A 23,005-nucleotide genomic window follows, 5' to 3' on the forward strand; every position below is an offset into this window, starting at 1 on the left:
CCTTGAACTCTGAACGTGACTCACACCACGGGGTCCCCAAAAGGCGCAATTCGGGCAATATTCAAAGGTTGCAACTCTCTCCAAATGCCTCTTTCATTAACCAAGGGATCACCTCTAAGCAAATCGCCCATACTGGAGCATTTAAATACGATCCGGATGCCTCTCGGGCCGATCGCACCCGACAGGGCTCCATGGCCTCCGGGCGAAGCGGCCCGCGGGCCGCTCGTCGCACTCCCCCACACGACATCGAGGCTTTGCCTTTCGCCCTCCGGGTAGATATCGTTTTCAACGGCTCTGTTGTCTCCGATAGAGGTGGACGTTGCGCATCTGAGGTTCGCGATCATCGCGCCGTACGGCTCCAGCCGTACGCCCGTCACGCGGTAGCAGTGTTCAGTCCTGCCCGTGACCCCGCGTGGATGCGACCTCGGTGCATGAGCCGTCCCTCGATCTTTCGGACCGCCGCACCTCCCTCTCGGTTCGGTCGCTGCGTGGTGCTCGCATACGAAGCCCCCATTCACCGCGCTTGCGACTGCGAGGATCACCATGGCGACACCCACCGCCCCCAACGCCTCTCTCACCTGCTCCGCCCTGTCCTTCCAGTGGCCGGACGGCACGACCGTCTTCGACGGGCTCTCCCTCAGCATCGGCCGCGGCCGCACCGGTCTCGTCGGGACCAACGGCGCGGGCAAGTCGACACTGCTGCGACTGCTGGCCGGCCAACTGCGCCCGTCCCAGGGCTCGGTGACCGTCGGTGGCAGCCTCGCCCACCTCCCTCAGAACATCACCCTCGACACGGGGCTGCGTGTGGACGAGGCCCTGGGCATCGCCGGACGGCGCAATGCGCTGCGCGCCATCGAAGCCGGGGATGTGGACGAGAAACACTTCGAGACGATCGGCGACGACTGGGACGTCGAGGAACGAGCCCTCGCGACACTGGGGTCACTCGGACTCGGCGATGTCGAACTGGACCGCACCGTGGGCCAGTTGTCCGGCGGGGAGACCGTCCTGCTGCGCCTGGCCGCACTGCTGCTGGAGCATCCCGACGTTCTCCTGCTGGACGAACCGACCAACAACCTCGACGTGTTCGCTCGCCACAGGCTCTACGAGGCCGTCGACTCCTGGCGCTCCGGTGTCCTCGTCGTGGTGAGCCACGACCTCGAACTGCTGGAGCGCGTGGACCGCATCGCCGAACTGCGCTCCGGATCCGTGAACTGGTACGGAGGCGGCTGGTCCGCCTACGAAGAAGCCCTGGCCACCGAACAGGAAGCCGCCGGGCGGATGTTGCGGGCCGCCGAGGCCGACGTACGCCGGCAGAAGCGCGAGCTGGAGGAGACCCACGTGAAGCTGGCGCGCCGCCAGCGGCACGGCAGGAAGATCGAGGCCGAGCGACGGCTCCCGAAGATCCTCGCCGGCGCGCGGAAGCGGTCCGCGCAGGAGTCGGCGGGCAAGCTTCGCGGCCTCCAGGAGGAGCGGCTGAGTGAGGCGCGCGAGCGCCGCGAAGAGGCCGCGGACGCGATCCGTAACGACGCCGAGATCCGGGTGAGCCTTCCCCACACCGCCGTTCCCACCGGACGCGCCGTGCTGAGCCTGCACGAACTGCGTCCCCGGTTCGGCCGGCTGCACGAGGGCAACCTCCATGTACACGGGCCCGAACGGATCGCGCTCGTCGGGCGCAACGGCGCCGGCAAGACGACACTGCTGCGCACCCTCACCGGCGAGCTGGCTCCGCTGTCCGGCGAGGCCAGGACGTTCGTACCGCTGCGGTTCCTTCCACAGCGGCTGGATGTGCTGGACGAGGAGCTGAGCGTCGCGGCGAACGTCGCCCGCATGGCTCCCGGGGTCGCCGACAACCACATCCGCTCCCAGCTCGCGCGCTTCCTGTTCCAGGGGAAACGCGCGGATCAGCCGGCGGGCACCCTCTCGGGCGGGGAACGCTTCCGTGCCGCGCTCGCGGCGACGATGCTCGCCGCACCGGCCCCGCAGCTGCTGATGCTGGACGAGCCGACCAACAATCTCGACATCGCCAGCGTGCGACAACTGACCAGCGCACTTGAGTCCTACGAGGGTGCGCTGCTGATCGCCGGCCACGACCTGCCGTTCCTCGAATCGGTCGGCATCACCCGCTGGCTGCTCCTCACGGAGGAGCTCCGGGACACCACCGCGGAGGAGGTGGGCGACCTGCTCGCAACACCGGAAACGGACTGAGCGGCCGCGTGCGTCCGAGAGGCCGGGCTCGTCCGGCCCCTCGGACGTAGCGGGAGGGGGTGCGGGCCTTCAGCACGACGAAGGCCCGCACCCCCTGCCAAGGGTCAGAGCCTGGTGATGATCTTGTCCATCTTCTCGATCTCGGCGGTCTGGGCCGTGATTACGGCGCCGGCGAGCTTCTTCGCGTCGGCATTGCTGCCGTTCCTCTGCTCGTCCTCGGCCATGGTGACCGCGCCCTGGTGGTGGCCGATCATGAACTGAGCGAACTTCTTGTCGAAGTTCTTGCCCTTGGCGGCCTCGAGGTCGCTCATGTCCTTGTCCGACATCATCCCCGACATTCCCGAACCGTCCGAGCCATGGTCCATGCCGGACATGTCCCCCATCGAGGACGAGGCCGAGGGCAGCTGCTTGCCCCAGGACGTCAGCCAGCCCTTCAAGGTGTTGATCTCGGGATCCTGGGCCTTCTCGATCTCGGCGGCCAGCTCCTTGATCTCGGGGTCGGCGCCGCGGCCGTCGGCCAGCTTCGCCATCTCGATGGCCTGCTGGTGGTGCGGGATCATCTGCTGCGCGAACTTCACGTCCGCGTCGTTGAACGCGCTGCCGGGGGTGGCAGGCGCGGAGGCGTTGGCGGAGCCGTGGTCCATGCCGGGCGTGGACGAGCCGTCGGTCTTGGATCCTTCGGAGGAGCCGCAGGCCGCCAGCGTCAGAGCGAGTGAGGCGACGATACCGGCGGCCGTGAGCGCGCGGCGGCGGGCAGGGGAAGACAGAGAAGCGGACATCACACGTTCTTTCCAGGTGGATGTGCCACGTCCGTGGCACGCGAAAGGGGCAGGATCATCCGGCTGGTCCGGCCTGATGGCCGGGAGCCGGCAGACACCTGTCACGTCCGCGCGATGCACACCTGGATCAGAAGATCCCTGCCGGCGAACGGCGGACCCCGCCGTTCCGGTCCGCGCACCGCCGTACGTCGCCTCCCGAGCACCCATACGGCCAGGACCACGAGGCCCAGCGCCATAGGAAGCGGCAGCAGGCGGTCGCGGGCGTGGGTGGATACGCACGACTCGCCGTTCATCCCGGTCATGGCGTCGGCCGCGTGGGCGGTGCCGTGCTCATCCGTCAAGGCTGTGTGGCCGGTACCCGTCGTCGTGAACACGGGCGCGTCCGAGGTCGCGGCCAATGCGCCGTGGCAGCCCTCGGCGGCGCTCGCCGGGGCCCCGTGCATGAGGAACAGCCCGCACAGGACGGCACACAGCACGAGCAGCCGGGACGCTCCCGGTGTGCGCGTCCGCCTGCGATCCACGGCTGCCTCGAATTCTCGGTCGTACGGGTCCTGCGGTACGTGCCCGAGGATACCCCCGCAGGGTTTCCTCGTCCTGTCGCACCCCGTCCCGTCGCACCCCGCACCGTCCGGACACCTTGCTGGGCTACCGTGCCCGCGAAACTCTGCATACGTACGGACTGCGGGACCTGCTCGTGCGGGGCGCCCGGCTGGGAGTGAGCGATGAACACGTCGACGGCGTCGACGGGAACGAACGAGTTGAAGCGCCGTCTGAGCGTGCTCGACGCCGTGGTCATCGGCCTGGGTTCGATGATCGGCGCCGGCATTTTCGTCGCACTGGCGCCTGCCGCCGCGGCCGCCGGGTCCGGGCTGCCGCTCGGCCTGGGGCTGGCCGCGGTGGTCGCGTACTGCAACGCGACGTCCTCCGCCCGGCTGGCCGGTCGCTACCCGGAGTCCGGTGGCACCTATGTGTACGGCCGTGAACGCCTCGGCGACTTCTGGGGTTATCTCGCAGGCTGGGGTTTCGTCGTTGGCAAGACAGCTTCCTGCGCGGCCATGTCGCTCACCGTGGGCTCCTACGTGTGGCCTGGCCAGACGCACGCGGTAGCCGTCGCGGCGGTGGTGGCGCTGACCGCGCTCAACTACACCGGTGTGCACAAGTCGGCCTGGCTGGCCCGGGTGATCGTCGCGTTCGTCCTGGCGGTCCTCGCGGCGGTGGTCACCGCCTGTATCGGCGGTGGAACCGCCGATGCCGGGCGTCTGGCCATCGGCGCGGACGCCACTGTCAGCGGAGTTCTGCAGGCGGCCGGTCTGCTGTTCTTCGCGTTCGCCGGATACGCGCGGATCGCCACCCTCGGCGAGGAGGTACGCGACCCACATCGCACCATCCCCCGCGCGATCCTGCTCGCGCTGGCCATCACGCTGCTCGTCTACGCAGCCGTCGCCGTCACGGTGCTGGCCGTCCTGGGCCCTGACCGCCTCGCCCATACCGCGGCCCCATTGGCCGAGGCCGCACGCGCGGCGGGCGTCCCCGGCCTCGCGCCGGTGGTGCGGGCCGGTGCGGCCGTCGCCGCACTCGGCTCCCTCCTCGCGCTCATCCTCGGTGTCTCACGCACCACCCTGGCCATGGCCCGCGACCGCCACCTGCCGCACGTCCTGGCCACGGTGCACCCCCGCTTCAAAGTCCCTCACCGTGCGGAGGCCGCCGTCGGCGCCGTGGTCGCGGTCCTTGCCGCCACGACCGACGTCCGAGGGGCGATCGGCTTCTCCTCCTTCGGCGTCCTCGCCTACTACGCCATCGCCAACGCCGCTGCCTGGACGCTCACTGCGAACGAAGGCCGCCCGCCACGCATCGTGCCCGGCGTCGGCCTGGCGGGCTGTCTGCTCCTCGCCTTCGCCCTGCCGTCGGCCTCGGTCGTCTCCGGCACCGCGGTGATCGCGGCCGGAGCCGCGGCCTATGGCGTACGCACGGTCCTCAGCCGCGCACGCAGCTAGCACCGACGACCGCCGGCTCACCCGCGGGCTCGCTTCCAGGCGGCGTCGCACAGCAGGCGCGGGCCGTTGAGGCCGACGATGACGGTGGAGCCCTCATGCCCGACAACGCCGAGGGGCAGTGGAAAAGTGCCGGTCAGGTCCCAGATGACGAGGCCGCTGATGAAGACCGCGGCGATCACCAAGTTCTGCACCACGAGGCGACGGCACCGGCGAGAGCGCTACGACGGTGGGTGTCGTGGCGAGTTCATCGCGGCGACGATCGCGTCGGCGATCTCCAGGGCAAGGTCGGAGCCGGCTCTGCCCATGGCGATGCCGGTCTGGGCGGTGCCCGGCGCCGGGGCATCGTTGCGGTCGTTCCATGCTGGGTTGGTGCGCGGTGGCCTCGACCGTTGCCTCACGCCCGTCGGCGACTGTCCGTGCGAGGCGTCGGGCCATGCCGACGTGGTCGTCCGAGTCGATGCCGCCCTTGACGGCCGGCACCGGGATCATGATCTTCGCCGCTCGGGCCCAGGTGTCCGTCACGGGCACGAGCCAGTCGGGTTCGTCGGCGCTGTGCTTGGCGACCGTCCGCACGGTCATCTCGCGCAGCCGCTGCACGACGGTGCGGTCGACGTCGTCGAGTGTGCGGTGCGGGCCCGCGGCGACGAGCGTGAAGGCATTGATCCAGCCTCCGGGGTCACCGGCGGCCAGGGCGCGGGCCTTCGTTGATCCGGCTGACCGACGGCGGCAGGGCGGCCTGCGTACGGGTGCTCAGCAGGATGCTTGAAAACTCTTCGACAACGTCGACCCGGACTGACGCCAGACCCTGGTTCGGGCCCCTTCGCGAGGCGAGCCCTGCGCCGGCTGCAGGGCTTCAGCCACCACATGGCCACCAAATGCGGAACCAATTCTCTGCGTCTACGCTCATGTGTGGATCTATGCCGCCAACGGTGGTGACTCGACAGGAAGCGAGATCCCCATGGAGCGGCTCAAGATGTCGGGAATCGTAGGGGAGCTCTCGGCGGAGTTCCTCGGCACGATGATTCTCATCCTCTTCGGCTGTGGTGTGGTGGCCCAGGTCGTAGCCGGCGGAGCACTCACCGACCCGCCGGGGGGTCTCGGAAATCACGACAGCATCGCCTGGGCATGGGGTCTCGGAGTCACTCTGGGTGTCTATGTGGCGGGCAGGCTGAGCGGAGCGCACCTCAATCCCGCCGTCACTCTTTCGCTTGCCGCTTTCAAGGATTTTCCCTGGAGGAAAGTGGCACCCTACGCACTCGCGCAGCTCGCAGGAGCGTTCGTGGGGGCACTCGTGGTGCGATGGAATTACACGGAGGCCCTGGCGAAGGCGGACCCGGGGCACACGATCAAGACGCAATTCGTTTTCTCGACGCTGCCCGCCAACGGGAACCCCGCGCTTCCGGTTCACGAATGGGGGGCGCTGCGGGACCAGGTCATCGGAACCGCCATTCTTGTGCTGCTGATCTTCGCGGTCACGGATCTTCTCAATACGCCACCGGGAGCCAATCTCGGGCCGTTCATCGTGGGCCTCATTGTGGTGGGCATCGGTATGGCGTGGGGCACCAATGCCGGGTACGCGATCAATCCGGCCCGTGACTTCGGGCCCCGGCTCGCGAGTTTCCTCACCGGCTACGGAGGAGCGTGGCGGGACCAGTACGGGAACTTCTACTACTGGGTGCCCATTGTGGGCCCATTCGTGGGTGGCCTGGTCGGTGCGTTCCTCTACAAGATCCTTGTCGGCCGTTTCCTGCCCACCGCGGAGGCGGAGCCGGAGGGCAGCATCCCCGTGCCACCGGAGGAGTGACGCCCGGTTCTTCATCGAGCGGGGATTCAGGAGAGGCAGCACGCCATGGCGGACTTCATCGGCGCGGTGGATCAAGGCACCACCAGCAGCCGCTTCATGATCTTCGATCACGACGGGAAAGAAGTGGCCAAGCACCAGTTGGAGCACGAGCAGATCCTGCCGCGCCCCGGCTGGGTGGAGCACGACCCGGTGGAGATCTGGGAACGCACCAACTCGGTGATGCAGAACGCTCTGCGCACCGGCGGTCTGGGCGCCACCGATCTCGATGCCATCGGGATCACGAACCAGCGCGAGACCACCGTCGTCTGGGATCCCCGCACCGGTCGTCCGTACTGCAACGCCATCGTGTGGCAGGACACCCGGACCGACTCGATCGCCAAGGCCCTGGAGAACGAGGGCCATGGCGAGGTCATTCGCCGCAAGTCGGGTCTGCCTCCGGCCACTTACTTCTCCGGCGGGAAGATCAAGTGGATCCTCGACAATGTCGATGGGGTCCGCAGGGCTGCGGAACAGGGCCATGCGGTGTTCGGGAACACGGACTGCTGGGTGTTGTGGAACCTCACCGGCGGCCCCGACGGCGGCATCCACGCCACCGACGTGACCAATGCCAGCCGGACGATGCTGATGAATCTGGAGACGCTCGACTGGGACGACGAGTTGCTGGGCATCTTCGGCATCCCGAGGGCGATGCTGCCGGCCATCCACCCGTCCTCCGACGCGCAGGCGTACGGCCGCACGCGCACGTCCCGGCCCCTGCGGGCCGCGATCCCGATCACCGGGGTGCTCGGCGACCAGCATGCGGCCACCGTGGGGCAGGTGTGTTTCGAGCCGGGCCAGGCGAAGAACACGTACGGCACCGGAAACTTCCTCGTGCTCAACACCGGTACGCAGCTGATCCGGTCACGGCACGGCCTGCTCACCACCGTCGCCTACCAGTTCGACAAGAGCCCGGCGGTCTACGCTCTGGAGGGCTCCATCGCGGTCACGGGATCCGCCGTGCAATGGCTGCGGGACCAGATGAAGATCATCAGCGAAGCCGCCGAGAGCGAACGGCTCGCCAGAACCGTCGAGGACAACGGCGGGATGTACTTCGTGCCGGCGTTCTCGGGCCTCTTCGCTCCCTACTGGCGCTCGGACGCCCGCGGCGCCATCGTCGGTCTCGCCCGCTACAACACCAACGCCCATCTGGCGCGGGCCACTCTGGAAGCCATCTGCTACCAGAGCCGGGATGTGGTGGAGGCGATGGAACAGGACTCAGGTGTCCATCTCGATGTGCTCAAGGTCGACGGCGGGGTCACGGCCAACGACCTGTGCATGCAGATCCAGGCGGATGTCCTGGGGGTACGGGTGAGCCGCCCGGTCGTCGCCGAGACCACCGCGCTGGGCGCCGCGTATGCGGCAGGTCTCGCCACCGGTTTCTGGCGCGATCAGGGCGAGTTGCGGGAGCATTGGCAGGAGTCGAAACGCTGGGAGCCGCAGTGGAGCGACGAGCAGCGCGCCGAGGGTTACGCCGATTGGAAGAGGGCTGTCGCGCGCACTCTCGACTGGGTGAGGGTGGGATGACGGCAGGTGTCCGACGACCGTACGGGCGTGCCCGGCCGAGCACGCCCGTACGGTGCGGTCGGGTCAGGCCTCTGTGCGCAGTGCGGCCAGCAGCTGATAGACGGTTTCGGTGCCTTGCCGCAGGGCTTCGACTCCGATGTGTTCGTCGGTGCCGTGCATGCGCTTGAGCATGTCCCGGTTCACGGTGAACGGGTACATGCCGTAGACGGGCACGTTCTGTTCCCGGAACGGCACCGCGCTGGTGACCGCCTCGAACTGGCAGGCAGTGGCCCGTACTCCGGGGTGTGTCCTGCGAACGGCCGTCTGCCAGGCGCGGAAGATGTCCGTGTCGTAGTCGGAGTCGGGCACGGCCAGATAGCCGCGCAGCCGGTCCAGGGCCTGCTGCTCGCTCTCGCCGGGGTTGCCGACCACGGTCAGCGCCGCCCGGTTGCCGATCAGCGAGCGCAGTTCGGCGACGATGCGACCGGGGTCGTCGGCCCCGGGGAGGAAGGCGGCCCGGAACTCCGCGGTCGCCGTGCCCGGCACGATGCTCGGATAGTAGCCGGACTGCGCGGAGGTGAAGGCGAGCGTGGTGCGCAGCATCGCGTTGTGCAGCTCAGGGGTCTCGCTGAGCCGTACCACCGCTTCGCCGGCCCTGTCCCGCTGCTGTTCCGAACGGGCATTGAGCATCTCGCGCAGGGCCTCGGCGAGCGACCGGTCGGTGGTGGCCTCGGCGAGTTCGGCGAAGTACTGCCGGGACAGCGCGTTGGGACGGATGTGTGCGCGCCACTCCCCGAGTTGCTCAAGCACCTCCCCCAGCCGGATCACGGCCTGTCCTGTGAATGGCTTGGACGTGTGGGTGGCGTACGAGGAGGTCTCCAGACGCAGCAGCAGGGAGCGCTTGTCGTTGCAGGTGAGCGAGGCGATCATGGGCGTCCTGCCGTCGCGCTGGTTGAGCACCCAGCCGCCTTCGGTGATGACCGCGCCCGCCTCGACCTTGCCGGGGTGTTCCGTGAGGAACCAGCGCACCCCGTAGGGCCCCTGTTCCTCGTCGCAGTCGGACCAGAAGACGATGTCGCGGTCGAAGGCCGCGCCCTCGCGGACATGACGCAGCAGAGCGGCGACGAATGCGGCGTTGACGCCCTTCATGTCGAGCGAGCCGCGGCCGTACAGCTCGCCGTCCTTGATGTCTCCGGCGAAGGGGTCCGTCGTCCATTTGTCACCGATGGCGGGGACTACGTCGGAGTGGCCGAGCAGGACCAGTGGTTTCTTCCGGGCCGGCCCGCTGCCGGGGACGCGGGCGAAGAAGTGGACGTTGCCTTCCTTGGGGGTGGGCACGATCTCGGTGACCACCCCGGCCGCGCGGAAGATTCCCTGGAGCATCTGGGCGAACGGCTGGGTGAGCGCACCGTCGCCGGGGTTGCTGGTGTTCTGGCGGATCATGGCCACGGCGAGGCCCACGGGGTCGGTGGGATCGCCCTCGAAGGAGACACTGCCCGCGGCGGTCGGCGCGGCGGCCGACGCTCTGGGTGGCGTGGCCGGCACCGCACCGAGGCCCAGCACCGTGCCCGCGACGGCCGTCGCTCCGGCGCCGAGCACGGAGCGTCGTGACGGCCGGGCTCCGGGAAGTCCGTCCAGGCAGGCGGAGATGACCGCTGCCGGGTTCTCCTGGTGGGCGTAGTGCCCGCCCTCGACGGACAGCAGAGTGCACTCGCCACGGGTCCAGTCGATCCAGCGGCGCACGGTCACTTCGGGCACGTGCGGGTCCTCGGTGGCCCACACCGCGCGCAACTCGACGTGCGGTACGGCACTTCGGCTGCCGTCGTAGCCCGCGGCCAACTGCAGATCGGCGATGACGGGAGGCAGCAGCACCTCCTCGAACTCGGGGTCCGCCAGCAGCTCCGGGTCGGTCAGTCCGGTCCCGGACGTGAAGGCACGGGCGTCCTCGACGGTCACATCGCCACCGTCTCCGTGGAAGTCACCGGGGCACTGTCCTGCCACCGCGCACAGCCGCGCGACCGGCACCCCGGCGTCGAGCAGCCGGCAGCACGTCTCGTACGCAAGGAGCGCACCGAGGCTGACGCCGATCAGCACCAGTCTCCGCCTTCCTCGCAGTGCGCGTATCTCGGCCGTCACGGCATCCGCGTAGGCGGTCATGTCGGTGACGGGTTCCTCGTCGACGCGGGTGCCGCGGCCCGGCGGTGTGATCAGCGCGAGTGCCGTGTCCTCGGGCAGCCGGCCCCGCCAGTTCGCGAACGTCGAGCCGTGGGCGCCGGTGGGTGCGAAGCAGACGGCGAGGGTGCCGGCCGCGCTGTCCGGTGGGGTTTCGCCCGGGACGCTCAACCATGGGACGTTCATGCCTGTTCCTCCTGCTGGGTCTCGCGGCACAGTGCGGCGATCGCGGGGACGGTGGGTGCGCCGAGGATGCGGCGCAGTGGGACGCGTCGGCCTGCTGTCTTCGCCAGCCGGTTGGCGAGCCGCACGGCGAGCAGGGAGTGGCCTCCGGCGTCGAAGAAGTTCTGGTCCGCCGAGGCCGGTGGGGCGCCGAGCAGTTCCTGCCAGAGGGCGGCGACAGCGGCCTCGGTGTCGTCGGTCGGGGTGAATCCGGCCGTCTGCTCCTGACCGATGCTCTCCACGAGCGTGCGCAGGGCGGTGCGATCGAGCTTGCCATTGGTGCTCAGCGGGAGCCGCGGGACCTGCTGGATACGGGCGGGCAGCATGTAGTCGGGCAGCCGGTCGCGCAGATAGCCGCGCAGTGCGGCGGGGCCGCTCTCCTCGTCGGCGGTGAAACAGGCGACGATGCGTGCTTCACCGCCCTCGCTCTCCGCGTACGCCCCCGCGTCGGTGATGTCCGGCGCCTTGCGCAGCGTGGCCTCGATCTCCTCCAGCTCGACGCGGTAGCCACGTACCTTGATCTGGTTGTCGGCGCGTCCCGTGATCTCCAATACCGCGTCCGGGAGTTGGCGGCCGCGGTCTCCGGTCCGGTAGTGCAGGACTCCTGCGTCGTCCGTGGTGAAGCGGTCTTCGCCGTCGCCGCCGAGATAGCCGAGGGCGAGCGGAGGTCCGGAGACCCACACCTCACCTGTCACACCGGATGGCAGCCGTCGGCCGAGCCGGTCGCGGACCGAGAACGAGGCACCCGCCACGGGCCTGCCGACGGGGACACGTTCGGCGTCCGCGGGCAGTCGGGCGGTGTCGAACGCGGCGACGTTGGAGGCGGTCTCCGTCATGCCGTACAGGTTCAGCAGCGTGGCATCGGGCCAGACCTCACGGAAGCGCAGGACCGTGTCCACCGGCAGGGTGTCGGCGCCACTGGTGACCAGCACGGGCCGGTGCCCGCCGGGATGCTTGGCGCTCTCCTCCAGGAGCCCGGCGATCAGCTGCGGGGTCAGGAAGAGATGCGTGATCCGCTCCTGCTCGACGGCGGCGGCGAACAGCACCGGATCGAGTAGTTCGTCGGTGCCGAGCACGACGGAGGGAATGCCCTTCAGCAGTCCGCCCAGCAGCTCCCAGGGCGAGGCGACCAGCGCCAGGGATTTCTGGACGGCCAGTACCGCGTCGTCGGGGAACGGGTGGTCCTGCCACATCCATTCCAGCCGTCCGCGGACCGAACGCCGGCTGATGCGTACGCCCTTGGGGTTTCCAGTCGTCCCCGAGGTGTAGACGATGTGGAACAGCGCGTCGTCGTCGGGCTCCTGCCCAGGAGCCTGGTGCAGCGGGCCGTCGGTGAGGGGGGCGAGCGTGACGCGGGGGGCGTCCAGTGTGGGGAACTGATCGAGTCCGGGCTCGGCCAGCACGCAGTGCGGTCCTGTCTCCTCCACCATCCGGCGCTGTCGTCGCACGGGTATCGCGGGGTCGAGCCCGAGGTAGGCGGCGCCCGTCTTCAGTACGGCAAGGACTCCGGCGACGGCGGCGGGGCCGCGCTGAGCGGCAAGTGCCACCAGCGAGCCGGGGCCCGTTCCTTTGGCGGCGAGCCGGGCGGCCAGCCGGCCGCTCCACTCGTCGAGTTCGCGGTAGGTGAAGCTGGTGCCGGTGTGGCGCAGAGCGACGGCCCGGGGGTGGGCCGCCACCTGCCCGGCGAAGCGTTCCAGCGGGGTCGGCGTGGTCATCGGTGATCGTCTCCGGGCAGCAGATCGAGGAAACGGATGGTGGTGTGCTCCGCACGCTCCGGGTCGGTCAGGGCCCGCAGCGCGATCAGCGTGGATTCCAGTACGTTGCGGGCGGCCGGGGCGTCGAGCAGCTCCTGCTGGTAGGCGTACTGCAACAGCAGCCGGTCGGGGCCGTGCGGCTGGACGTACAGCGCGCAGTCGTACTTGGTGTAGCCGGTGTCCAGCTCGACGAAGCGGAACCCGACGTCCGAGGCGGTGGCGGCGCGCGCCGGGTACGGCAGCATGTTGAGCATGGTCTGGAAGACCGGTGTCGCCGAGGAACTGCGTGAGGCGGCCGGAAGCCGTCGCAGAGTCCAGCCGAAGGGGTGATCGGCTGCGGCGTACGCGTCGTACACCGTCTCCCGCACCTGAGTGGTGAACTCCGCGAGGGTCGCGGCCGGGTCGATGTGCAGACGCAGCGGCAGCATGGCGAGCATGAACGCCGGGACCTCGGCCGCCTCCGGCCGCTCCCGGCCCGCCATCGGGGCGCCGACGATCACCTCGTCGGCGTCGCCGAAGTAGCTCAGGGCCAGCGCGTAGGCGGCCAGCAGCGGTACGAATGCGGTGGCGGAGGCGGACAGTGCGGTGTCGCGCAGCCGCTGGGACAGGCGCTCGTCGAGGACCGCCTCGGTGATCTCGCCCCGGTAGGTGGGCGTGGCCGGCCGCTGCTTCTGTGCGATCTGCAGTGCCGGGAGATCGCCCGCGAGCCGGCGCAGCCAGTACTTTCCCGCCTCGGCGACCGCCTCGGTGGCAAGGCGCGTCTCCAAGTGGTCCAGATAGCGGTCGTACCGGGTGGCGCGCTCGGGGTCGGGCCCGGCCGGCTGCTGTTCGTACAGTTCGGCGAGCCGCTGGAACAGCACGGTGGCGCCCCAGCCGTCGAGGAGCAGCTCGTGCATGGTGACCAGCAGCCGGTGCTGTCCGCCGGGCAGTCGGAACAGCTGGGTCCGCATGGCGGGTTCGGCGAGGAGGTCGAAGGGCTTGGCGGCCTCCTCGGCGGCCGCTGTGCGGAACTCGTCCGCGGTGATGTCCCGCGCCGGTCCGGGCGGTGGTACTTCCCAGTGCGGATAGTGGTGCACCACCGCGTGCCCACCCGGCTCGTCGGTCTCGGCGAACCGGGCGAGGAGCAGCGGGTTCTCGGAAAGCAGCAGTTGCCAGGCCCGCGCCAGCCGTGCCACGTCCAGTGGCCCGTCCAGTTCCAAGGAGCCCTGGTAGCTGTAGTAGGGGCTGAGCGGGTCGAGTCGCCAGTGGAAATAGACACCGGCCTGCTGCGGGGTGAGCGGCCGGGTCCGCGGGGCGTCCCAGGCATGTTCCGTACGGGTGCCGGCCGCCTGCTGCCGGTGGCGGCCGAGCGCGGCGAGGGCGGCGGGGCTGCCGTCGCGCAGCACGTCGCGCAGGCCAGCGGCCGATCCCTCCTCCCGTAGTGCCGCGACCAGCCGCATGGCCAGCAGCGAGTCGCCGCCCAGCTCCAGGAACGAGTCGTCCCGGCCGACCCGCCCCGTGCCGAGGAGTCGGGCGACGAGGGCCGCGATCGCGGTCTCCGCGTCGCCGCGCGGCGGTGTGTACGGGCGGCTGTCGGGGCGGCTGCGGCGCGGTGGTGCGGGGAGCGCCTTGTAGTCCGTCTTGCCGTTCCGGGTGAGCGGGAGGTGGGGCAGAGCGACGAAGGTGTACGGCACCATCGGCGCGGGGAGCCGTTCGGCCAGATGGGCGCGGAGTGAGTCCTCCGCCACCTCGTCGCCGGAGGCGGTGACATAGGCGACGAGCCGTGGCGGCTGAGCGGCCACCGGGGTGTGGGCGCTCTCGCGTGCCACCAGGGCGCCGGTGTCGTCGGGGGTGTGGACGGTGACTGCGCAGGCGGCGATCGCGGGGTGGCCGCCGAGGACCGCTTCGATCTCGGCGAGCTCCATGCGTACGCCGCCGAGCTTCACCTGCCGGTCGACCCGGCCCAGATACTCCAGCTGGCCGTCCGGCAGTACGCGTACGGCGTCCCCGGTGCGGTAGAGGCGCCCGCCGTCGTCGCCGAAGGGGTCCGTGAAGAAGGCGCGAGCGGTGCTGTCCGGGTCTCCGAGGTAGCCGCGGCCCACGGCGAGTCCTCCGACGAACAGCTCGCCGGTCTCACCGTGCGCACAGGCGTGCCACTCCCCCTCCTCGGAACGAAGCACATACAGCGCTGCGTTTCCGATGGGAGAACCGATCGGCAGATGGCGTACTCCGGCGGCCGGTGCGCCGAGTACGGCATGGGTGACGTCGTCCGAACACTCGGTGGGGCCATAGGCGTTGAGAAGTCCGATGCCCGGCATGCTCTTGTGCCACCGCCGGGCCAGGGCGGGTGGCAGCTCCTCGCCGGTGGCGATCATCCAGCGCAGCGCGCCGGGATCGGTCCCTGCGCTCTCGTGGGCGTCGAGCAGGAAGCGGATCAGTGTGGGTACGGTTTCCAGCACCGTGGTTCCGCGACTGAGCAGTTCCTCCAGCAGCAGTGCGCCGTCCTGCGCCTGCTCGTCGCCGTAGATCTGTACGCGGCCGCCGACGAGCAGCGGAGCGAGCATCTGCCAGACGGAGATGTCGAAGCCCAGCGGTGCGGTCTGCGCCAGCCGGTCGTCGGCGGTCAGCCCGAGGTCGTCGACCTTGGCCCACAGATGGTTGAGCATCCCCCGGTGTTCGACGATCGCGGCCTTGGGGCGGCCGGTCGATCCGGAGGTGTAGAGGACGTAGCGCACCTCGTCGGGGGCGGGCGGTGCGGTCCGGGCGTACGGGGGGTCCGCCGGTTCCGGTGCCGCGGTGGGGACCCCGGCCGCCTGGGCTCCCTTGACCAGTTCGCCGATGTCCGCCGCTCCGCCGGTGGTCAGCATGAGCACGGCGCCGCTGTCGGTGAGGAGGGACTCGACGCGGGCGGCGGGCCAGCCCGCGTCCACCGGCAGATAGACGGCACCCAGCAGCTCCAGTGCGAGAAAGGCCGTGATGACGTCGCTGCCGCGACGGCCGCCGACCGCGACGATCTGCCCCCGCGAGATTCCGGCAGCCGCCAGCCGTGCGGCTGCGCGACGCATCCGGTCTGCCAACTGGGCGTATCCGATGGATATTTCGCCGTCGTCGATCGCCGCGCGGTCAGGGTGCGTGGCCGCGTACCGCTCAACGTATGCGTGGACTCCCTCGCCCAGCTCGTACGGCTCGCTGCGGGTCAGCGCCAGGGCGACGGCTCGCTCCCGTGCCCCTTCGGCCAGCGGGAGCGTCGGATAGTGCTCGGGTATGCCGGTCACTACGCCCCCTTCTTCTCTGCGACGACGAGCAGATACTCGACGGGCACGCCTGTGCCCCGCTCATCGGTGGTGTGGAAGCCCTCGGTCATCTCGGCCATCTCCGCTCGCAGTTCCTTCCAGCGCGAGGGCGGCGAGATGGTGTACTTCGCTGCGATGCAGGGGCCGAAGCAGTTCTCGAAGAAGGCGACCAGATCCTCGGCCGTGTCGAACGGGTAGAAAAGTTCCCGGCGTTCGGACGTGACTGTGAATCCGGGGCCGAAGAGTTCGGCGAGATAGTCCGGGGAGCCCCACAGCATGGGCTGCCCCTGATGGCCGTTCGGCGAGGGGAAGTAGGCGGAGAGGATCTCCTGGAAGTGGGCGGTCCAGCTGCGTGCCGTCCAGTTGCACATGCCGATCCGGCCGCCGGGCCGCAGCACCCGGGCCATCTCGCCGGATGAAGCGGCATGGTCGGGCGCGAACTGGATCCCGTAGGTGGAGGTGACGAGGTCGAACGAGGCGTCGGCAAAAGGGAGTTCCTGCGCGTCGCCGCGGTGCAGCTCCACCTCGACACCGGCACTTGAGAATCGTGCGCGCGCGTCGGGGAAGAACTCGTCGGTCAGATCCAGCCCGGTGACGTCACAGCCGCGCAGGGCGGACAGCAGCGCGACGTTGCCGTTCCCTGTGGCGACGTCGAGATGGCGGCTGTCCGGCTCCGGGGCGAGCCGTTCGACCAGCTCGACGGCGCCGGGCCGCAGCAGATCGGCCACGTGCCGGTACTCACCGTACGACCACATGGTGCGGTTGATCTCCTGGACGTATCGATCGATCGTCATGCGGATCCCCCTCAGAGTGTGAGCCGGACGCCCAGACCGGCGGCTTCGGCGCGGGCGTGGATGCGGTCGGCGACGGCGACGTCGAGGATCGACATACCGAACGGGTTGCTGATCACGATCTCGTCCCGGTCTCGGCGGCCGGGGTGCCGGCCGGCGAGCACATCGCCGAGCGTGCCGTCGACGCGACGGGCACCGGGCCGTGCGGTGACTCCTTCTCTCGGGGTGCCGTCGGGGCCGAGCAGGGTGCCCGCCCGGTGCATCCGGCCCAGCAGCCGGCGCGGGTCGTCACGGACCAGGCTCCAGTCGTCGACGATCACCGTGCCGGCCGAGAGGACCGCCGCCTCGGTGAGGTCGTCCAGCGAGACATGACAGACGAGCGTGCCCGGCCGCAGCCAGTCAGGTTCGATGTAGCCCCGGGTCACCGTCGTGACGGGCACGACGAGTTCGGCGTCCCGCACAGCCTCGCGCGGACCGTCGGCGAGCACCGTCTCGACGTCCGCGGCCCCGGGAAGCGAAGCGATGTACCGGGCGACGGACTTCGCACGGTCGGGCGCCACGTCGTACAGCGAGATTCGGCGCAGGGTGGGCACGGTGCGCAGCAGCAGCGCCACATGCGCCTGTGCGAGCGCGCCGCAGCCGAGGAGTGCCAGCTGTCGAGGCTCCTCCACCGCCAGATGGCGAACGGCGAGCGCGGTCACCGCCGCGGTGCGCATCGCGCTGATGTACGCGGCCTCCATCAGTGCGAGGGGGCGGGCGGTCTCCGGGTCGAGGAGCAGGGTGAAGCCCTGGGAGCGCGGTATGCCGCGTCCCGGGTTGCCGATCGAAGCGTTGATGGTCTTCATACCGATGACCGGTAGCCGGCCGTCCTGGACCAGCGCGCCGGGCATGGCCAGCAGCCGGGCCGAGTCGCCCTGCGGAGTGGTCCAGCCGAGGTAGGCCTCCTCGGGCAGGACCGACTGTCCGGCGGAGTGCAGCATGAGCGCCTCGGCCACCGCCGCCACGATGTCCACGTCGCGGGCCGCCTCGATGACGTCCGCACGGGTCAGATAGCGGAAGTGGCTGTCGGGGTATTGCTCGAAGTCCATTGCGGGTGAAGCTCCTTGGCGTGAGGTCGGTGGTGGGGAGAATCCGGGAGCGGTTCAGTCACCGCCGCCGCGCGGCCCGCGCAGCATCGCGAAGGGGACGAGCGCGCCGAGCAGCAGCACGCAGGCGAGCAGGACCCAGCCGGCCGTACCGAGGGCGAGGACGACGCCGGTCATCAGCACCGGGCCCGCGACTCGGTTGGCGACGGTGCGGCTGGTGTTGAACAGCACCAGATAGGCGCTGCGCGCCCGCTCGGGTGCCAGGTCGAAGGAGAGGGTCCACGATGCGCCGACCTGGAGCAGTTCGGCGAACGTCAGGAGGACGACGGCGGCACCGAGCACCAGCAGTGCTTCCCGCGTTCCCAAGCCGGGCGCGGCGGCGAAGGCCAGGGTGCCGCAGCTGAGCAGCAGTGCCGCGGCCGCGTACGAGTACCACGCCCGGCGCGTTGTGCTGTAGCAGCGGTTGAGCGGGTACTGAAGAGCGATGCACAGCACGGTGTTGACGGCGTACAGGATTCCGACATAGCGCTCCGGTACGTCGGTCCCGGTGACGAGCCACAGCGGGAAGGCCACGTTGAGCACCGGCATCCAGAGCGACACCAGTGCGTTGTACGCGGTGAAGCCCAGCAGCCGTCGGTCCTTGAGCAGATCCGCGACACGGGCGCTCTCGACAGCGGTCGCGGCTTCCTCTCCCTGTGCGGTGCCGTACACCACGGCCACCGCCACATAGGCGAGTGCGCCACCGATCAGCAGCGGCCGGAACGCTCCGGGTGCTCCGGAACCCAGGGCGACTCCGGCGATCAGCCCGCCCAGACTGATCCCGAGGTTGACGACGGTGCGCTGCACGGCCATCACCTTCGCGCGCAGGCTCTCGGGGGCTCGCGCACCGACGTACGACTGCACCAGTGGGGGCGAGGACTGCTCGGTGACGGCGATGACGGCGACCACGAGGAGAAAACTCCACCAGCCGTCCACCCACAGATAGCCGACGGTGGCCAGGGCGCGCAGCAGCATCACACCGATCAGCACCGGCTTCGGCCCGAATCTTCCTGCCAGCCGGGCGATGGGCACGGCGGCGGCGATGGCGACGGCTCCGCCGATCGTCAGGCCGGTGCCGACGGACGACGTGCTGAGATGAGCGACCTTGACGAAGTAGATCGTCGAGACGGCGAGGAACAGTCCCGTACCGGTCCACTCGATCAGCGTGGCGCCCTGGACCAGCGGCAGGAACTGCCGGTAGTCGGGGCGCGCCCGCCGCCGGTCAAGGGTGGTGCTCGTGTCCATTGTCAGTGCTCCTGGTGCTCTCGGTCGAAGAAGAGGCCTTCGCGGCGCAGTTGTTCCACGGCGGCCGTGATCTCCTTGACGACGCCCTGCTCGGTCGCCCAGTCGTCGCAGTAGAGGGTGTCGCGGTATTTGCCGCCGCCGTCGGCGGCCAGGCAGACCGCGAGCCGGTCGTCCATGCGGCCGTTCTCCAGGTCGGTCAGCAGCGCGCGTACGGCGCAGCCGCTGGACCCCCCGAGTGCGAGTCCCACGTCCTCGGCGAGGATCCGGCAGACGGCGATCGCCTCGATGTCGTCGACGTGCACGGCACGGTCGTAGCCGTGCGGCCCTTTCAGGAAGGCGGACGGCCGGCTGGCTCCGATGCCCGGCAGCAGTCGGCGTCCGGCGCTGCCTGCGACGGCCAGCGAGCCGCGTACGTCCACGGCGATCGCGGCGACGTCGGGCCGGTGCCGGCGCAGATGTGCGCTGATGCCGGCGAGGGTGCCGCCGGTGGAGACCGGCACGTACACCGCGCCGAGTTCCGGTCCCGCCTGCTCGGTGATCTCGGGTCCGGTGGTGCGGCGGTGGATGTCGGGCGAGGCCCAGTTCTCGTACTGGTTGGGCCAGCGGTATCCGGGGTTGTGGTCGCACAGCTCGCGCACCCTGCGCAGCCGGCTCAGCAGGTAGCCGCCCTGGCCGTCCGGTTGGTCGACGACGATCACCCGGGCGCCGCGTTCGGTCAGCATGGTGCGGGTGGCGTGCGGGGTCTTGGGATCGACCACCGCGAGGAAGGTGCAGTCGATGGAGGGCAGCAGCCGGGCCAGGGCCACGCCGAGATTGCCGGAGGTGGATTCCACCACCACCGTGCCCGGGGTGAGCGGTCGTTCGTCGTGCAGCGCCTGTAACAGCCCCACGGCGCTGCGGTCCTTCACCGATCCGGTGGGGCCATGTTCCTCGAGTTTCAGTCCCAGACGCCGTACCCGGCCCTGGTGGGCGACGTCCAGGTGGAGTAAGGGGGTCTTGCGGAGGGCCCGTGCCAGGACGGGTTTGACACGCGGCACTGCTTCCCCCTGTGCGATGCGTCGTTGACCTTTTCCATCGTTCGACCGGTCTGCCCCGCTGCGCGCACTCAGACCTTAGGCATGCACCCCCCGGTGTCACCACGCCACTGCCCGGCGCGCGTGTCACTCTTGGCCAGAACAGCGCTTGACGCCTCTTCGCGCCCCTCCGCATCCCTGCTGAGGATCCCAGCGCCGACCGGCGGGGGACGGCTCAGTGGTCCGCCGCGTGCAGGGTGCGGTCGGCAATTCGAAATGGCCGGTTCGGTACAACACCTGTCGGTGCTGCCGGACCCGCACGACGAGAACCGTCCCGACCCTGTGCCGGAACGGTTCCGTCGCTGTGCGGTCGGTGCCCCACGTGGTGGCCCGGACTGCCGGACAGAGGCCGGCCGGGCCGCCGAAATGGGCAAAGGACTCCCGCGCCCTGCAACCGGATCCGGCGCGCGCTCGGTCGGGCATGCCGTGGGATCCGGCGCAGGGAGGCGGGTCGTCAGCAGATCCGCGGCAGTTGCTCCCCCACCGGCAGGTCGACCACCCGTGTCCCGCCGAGCCCGGTGCGGGCCACCACCATGCCCGGGTGGGCGTCCACCACCTCACCGATCACTGCCGCGTCCCGGCCCAGCGGGTGCGCGCGCATCGCGTCCAGGACCGCATCGGCGTGTTCACGCGGTACGAACGCCACGAGCTTCCCCTCGTTGGCGACGTACATCGGGTCGAGGCCCAGGATGGCGCAGGCATTGGCCACCGGCGGAGGGACAGGGACGTTGCGCTCCTGGATCACGATGCCGGTGCCCGACGCCGCTGCGATCTCGTTGAGGGATGCGGCGAGCCCCCCACGGGTGGGGTCGCGCAGTACGTGCAGGTCCCCGGTGACCGAGAGCATGGCCTCCACGAGTCCTCCCAGGGCCGCGCAGTCGCTTTCGATCTCGACGCCGAACTCCAGTCCCTCGCGCACGCTCATGATCGCCACGCCGTGGACACCGATCGCCCCGCTGACGATCACGACGTCACCCGGGACGACACGCTGCGGACGCAGGTCGACGCCGGCCGGGATGAGGCCGATGCCGGCAGTGTTGATGAAGATGCCGTCGCCGTGACCGGCTTCGACCACCTTTGTGTCGCCCGTCGCCACCTCGACGCCCGCGTTGCGCGCGGCGGCGCCGAAGGCTTCGGCCACGCGCGCGACGACGGAGAGCTCGACGCCCTCCTCCAGGATGAATCCGCAGGACAGATAGGCAGCACGTGCACCGCTCATGGCCAGATCGTTGAGGGTGCCGTTGACCGCGAGGTCGCCGATGCTGCCACCGGGGAAGAACAGCGGCCGCACCACGAAAGAGTCGGTGGAGAAGGCCAGGCGGGCTCCGCCCAGCGACACCGTTGCCGAATCGCCCATCTGCGCGAGCACCTCGCCTCCGAAGGCGGGGGCGAAGATGTGCTGGACCAGCTCGGCGGAGAGCGCGCCGCCGCCGCCGTGGCCCATCACGATGCGCGGGTGATCCCGCAACGGGGCCGGGCACGTCCATGCCGTGGGATCGAGCGGCGGGACACCGGAGGGAGGCGTTGACGAAGCGGTTACGTCACCGCGCGTGGGGGTCTCGACGGTCTCAGCCAACGGAGCTCGCCTCCACAGGTGCGGTCTTCTTCATGTCCAGCCGCCGGTAGAGGTAGTACGCGGCGCAGGCGCCCTCGCTGGAGACCATGGTCGCTCCGAGTGGGGTGCGAGGAGTGCAGATGGTGTCGAATGCCTCGCATTCATGGGGCTTCAGCAGGCCCTGCAGAACCTCTCCGCTGCGGCACTGAGCGGGTTCACGGGTATCGATACCGGTCACCGAGAAACGGTATTCGGCGTCGTAGTCCCGATAGCGCGGGGAGAGCCGCCAGCCGCTGGCGGGGATGACGCCGATGCCGCGCCAGGACCGGTCGGTCACCTCGAAGACGTCCTCCAGCATGGCCAGAGCGGCGGGGTTCCCCTCTGGGCGCACTGCGCGCGGGTAGGCGTTGTCCACCGTGTGTTCACCGCGTTCCAGCTGGGCCACGGTACGGCGCACGCCTTCCAGGATGTCCAGCGGTTCGAATCCTGTCACCACGATCGGGACACCGAACCGTTCGGCCAGCTGGGGATACTCGCCCACGCCCATGACGCTGCACACATGTCCTGCGGCGAGGAATGCCTGCACCCGGCAGCTCGGCGACTGCATGATCGCCTCGATCGCCGGTGGCACCCGGACATGGGACACCAGCAGACTGAAGTTGCGGATGCCGAGCCTGCGTGCCTGATAGACCGTCATCGCGTTGGGAGGCGCGGTGGTTTCGAAGCCGATTCCGAAGAACACGACCTCCCGATCCGGGTTCTGCCGGGCAATCTTCAGCGCGTCGAGCGGGGAGTAGACGACCCGTACGTCGCCGCCCTCGCTGCGGACCCGGAACAGGTCCCGGCCGGTGCCGGGGACTCGGAGCATGTCGCCGAAGGAACAGAAGATCACCTCCGGGCGGGAGGCGATCTCCAGCGCCTTGTCGATGACCTCCAGAGGGGTGACGCACACCGGGCAGCCCGGTCCATGGATCAGTTCGACCTGGTCCGGCAGCAGTTGATCGATGCCGTGCCGGATGATGGTGTGGGTCTGCCCGCCGCAGACCTCCATCAGCGCCCACGGCCTGGTCACGGTGGCGCGAATCTCGTCGAGCAGCCGCCGGGCCAGTGCGGGGTCCTGGAATTCGTCGATGTACTTCACTGCTGCGCCTCCTGGGCCGCTTCACCGGCACCGGGCAGCGGCAGCCCGCCCGCCTCTGCCGCCATTTCCCACGGGTCGCCGAACTCTTCCTGAAGCATGCCGAGTTGGGCGAACAGCTCCAGTGTCTGCCGGGCCGACTCCTCGTCCAGTTTCTGCAGGGCGAACCCCACGTGGACGATGGCGTACTCGCCGACCTGAAGGTCCGGCAGATACTCCAGACATGCTTCCTTGACCACTCCGCCGAAATCGACGATGGCCATGCGTGTGCCGTCCCGTTCCTCGATTTCCAGTACTCTGCCGGGCACCGCCAGGCACATGGCTTCTCCTTGCTG

General features: G+C 69.7%; 17 protein-coding genes and 1 pseudogene. 5 read left to right on the forward strand and 13 right to left on the reverse strand.

Annotated elements, in window-relative coordinates:
• The first annotated feature begins 543 nt into the window (after positions 1-543).
• Positions 544-2,205 carry an ABC-F family ATP-binding cassette domain-containing protein gene (locus tag ACZ7IB_RS14615; protein ID WP_470912816.1) on the forward strand — a complete coding sequence of 554 codons (1,662 nt, stop codon included), beginning with the start codon at positions 544-546 and terminating at the stop codon, positions 2,203-2,205.
• Between the two features lie 104 nt (positions 2,206-2,309).
• Here ACZ7IB_RS14615 and ACZ7IB_RS14620 read toward each other — a convergent pair whose 3' ends face one another.
• The gene (locus ACZ7IB_RS14620; RefSeq protein ID WP_470912817.1) at positions 2,310-2,984 is read right to left on the reverse strand and encodes a DUF305 domain-containing protein; all 675 of its coding nucleotides are present in this window, start codon (positions 2,982-2,984) and stop codon (positions 2,310-2,312) included.
• A gap of 101 nt (positions 2,985-3,085) precedes the next feature.
• Positions 3,086-3,505, reverse strand: a complete 420-nt coding sequence (locus ACZ7IB_RS14625) for a hypothetical protein (RefSeq protein WP_470912818.1) — start codon at positions 3,503-3,505, stop codon at positions 3,086-3,088.
• 201 nt (positions 3,506-3,706) lie between these two features.
• Here ACZ7IB_RS14625 and ACZ7IB_RS14630 point away from each other — a divergent pair, with 201 nt between their 5' ends.
• Entirely contained in the window at positions 3,707-4,978 is a 1,272-nt protein-coding gene (locus ACZ7IB_RS14630; RefSeq protein WP_470912819.1) for an APC family permease, read from the forward strand.
• Positions 4,979-4,995: 17 nt separating this feature from the next.
• On the opposite strand, the pseudogene ACZ7IB_RS14635 reads toward ACZ7IB_RS14630, so the two are convergent.
• Positions 4,996-5,325 (reverse strand): annotated as a pseudogene (locus ACZ7IB_RS14635) (heavy metal translocating P-type ATPase); the annotation flags it as partial.
• On the opposite strand from ACZ7IB_RS14635, the gene ACZ7IB_RS14640 reads away from it, so the two are divergent.
• From ACZ7IB_RS14640 to glpK, 3 genes are all read left to right on the forward strand, one after another.
• The gene (locus tag ACZ7IB_RS14640) at positions 5,282-5,686 is read left to right on the forward strand and encodes a hypothetical protein (protein WP_470912935.1); all 405 of its coding nucleotides are present in this window, start codon (positions 5,282-5,284) and stop codon (positions 5,684-5,686) included. The pseudogene ACZ7IB_RS14635 and the gene ACZ7IB_RS14640 overlap by 44 nt on opposite strands.
• Positions 5,687-5,936: 250 nt before the next feature.
• Positions 5,937-6,782 carry an MIP/aquaporin family protein gene (locus ACZ7IB_RS14645; RefSeq protein WP_470912820.1) on the forward strand — a complete coding sequence of 282 codons (846 nt, stop codon included), beginning with the start codon at positions 5,937-5,939 and terminating at the stop codon, positions 6,780-6,782.
• A 45-nt stretch (positions 6,783-6,827) separates the two neighbouring features.
• Positions 6,828-8,345, forward strand: coding sequence for a glycerol kinase GlpK (glpK, locus tag ACZ7IB_RS14650; RefSeq protein ID WP_470912821.1), 1,518 nt, complete (start codon positions 6,828-6,830; stop codon positions 8,343-8,345).
• A 63-nt stretch (positions 8,346-8,408) separates the two neighbouring features.
• Here glpK and ACZ7IB_RS14655 read toward each other — a convergent pair whose 3' ends face one another.
• From ACZ7IB_RS14655 to ACZ7IB_RS14700, 10 genes are all read right to left on the reverse strand, one after another.
• A complete protein-coding gene (locus ACZ7IB_RS14655) occupies positions 8,409-10,682 on the reverse strand; it encodes a M20/M25/M40 family metallo-hydrolase (protein WP_470912822.1) in 2,274 nt (757 codons plus the stop codon).
• Complete coding sequence (locus ACZ7IB_RS14660) at positions 10,679-12,433, reverse strand: non-ribosomal peptide synthetase (protein ID WP_470912823.1); 1,755 nt, start codon at positions 12,431-12,433, stop codon at positions 10,679-10,681. Before ACZ7IB_RS14660 ends, ACZ7IB_RS14655 begins: the two co-directional genes overlap by 4 nt.
• Positions 12,430-15,726 (reverse strand): amino acid adenylation domain-containing protein, encoded by a 3,297-nt coding sequence (locus ACZ7IB_RS14665; RefSeq protein ID WP_470912824.1) that lies wholly within the window; start codon positions 15,724-15,726, stop codon positions 12,430-12,432. Before ACZ7IB_RS14665 ends, ACZ7IB_RS14660 begins: the two co-directional genes overlap by 4 nt.
• A complete protein-coding gene (locus tag ACZ7IB_RS14670; RefSeq protein WP_470912825.1) occupies positions 15,726-16,538 on the reverse strand; it encodes a class I SAM-dependent methyltransferase in 813 nt (270 codons plus the stop codon). The genes ACZ7IB_RS14665 and ACZ7IB_RS14670 overlap by 1 nt, the downstream gene beginning before the upstream one ends.
• An 11-nt stretch (positions 16,539-16,549) precedes the next feature.
• A complete protein-coding gene (locus tag ACZ7IB_RS14675; protein WP_470912826.1) occupies positions 16,550-17,623 on the reverse strand; it encodes an ornithine cyclodeaminase family protein in 1,074 nt (357 codons plus the stop codon).
• 54 nt (positions 17,624-17,677) lie between these two features.
• Positions 17,678-18,904 (reverse strand): MFS transporter, encoded by a 1,227-nt coding sequence (locus ACZ7IB_RS14680; RefSeq protein WP_470912827.1) that lies wholly within the window; start codon positions 18,902-18,904, stop codon positions 17,678-17,680.
• 2 nt (positions 18,905-18,906) lie between these two features.
• Positions 18,907-19,941: a pyridoxal-phosphate dependent enzyme gene (locus ACZ7IB_RS14685; RefSeq protein ID WP_470912828.1), complete on the reverse strand. Its 1,035-nt coding sequence runs from the start codon at positions 19,939-19,941 to the stop codon at positions 18,907-18,909.
• Positions 19,942-20,431: 490 nt separating this feature from the next.
• Positions 20,432-21,445 carry a hydrogenase expression/formation protein HypE gene (hypE, locus tag ACZ7IB_RS14690; RefSeq protein WP_470912829.1) on the reverse strand — a complete coding sequence of 338 codons (1,014 nt, stop codon included), beginning with the start codon at positions 21,443-21,445 and terminating at the stop codon, positions 20,432-20,434.
• A gap of 100 nt (positions 21,446-21,545) precedes the next feature.
• Positions 21,546-22,673, reverse strand: coding sequence for a hydrogenase formation protein HypD (hypD, locus tag ACZ7IB_RS14695; protein WP_470912830.1), 1,128 nt, complete (start codon positions 22,671-22,673; stop codon positions 21,546-21,548).
• Positions 22,670-22,990 (reverse strand): HypC/HybG/HupF family hydrogenase formation chaperone, encoded by a 321-nt coding sequence (locus ACZ7IB_RS14700; protein WP_470912831.1) that lies wholly within the window; start codon positions 22,988-22,990, stop codon positions 22,670-22,672. Before ACZ7IB_RS14700 ends, hypD begins: the two co-directional genes overlap by 4 nt.
• Between the last annotated feature and the right edge of the window lie 15 nt (positions 22,991-23,005).

This window comes from Streptomyces sp. NPDC037301 (assembly GCF_055602785.1).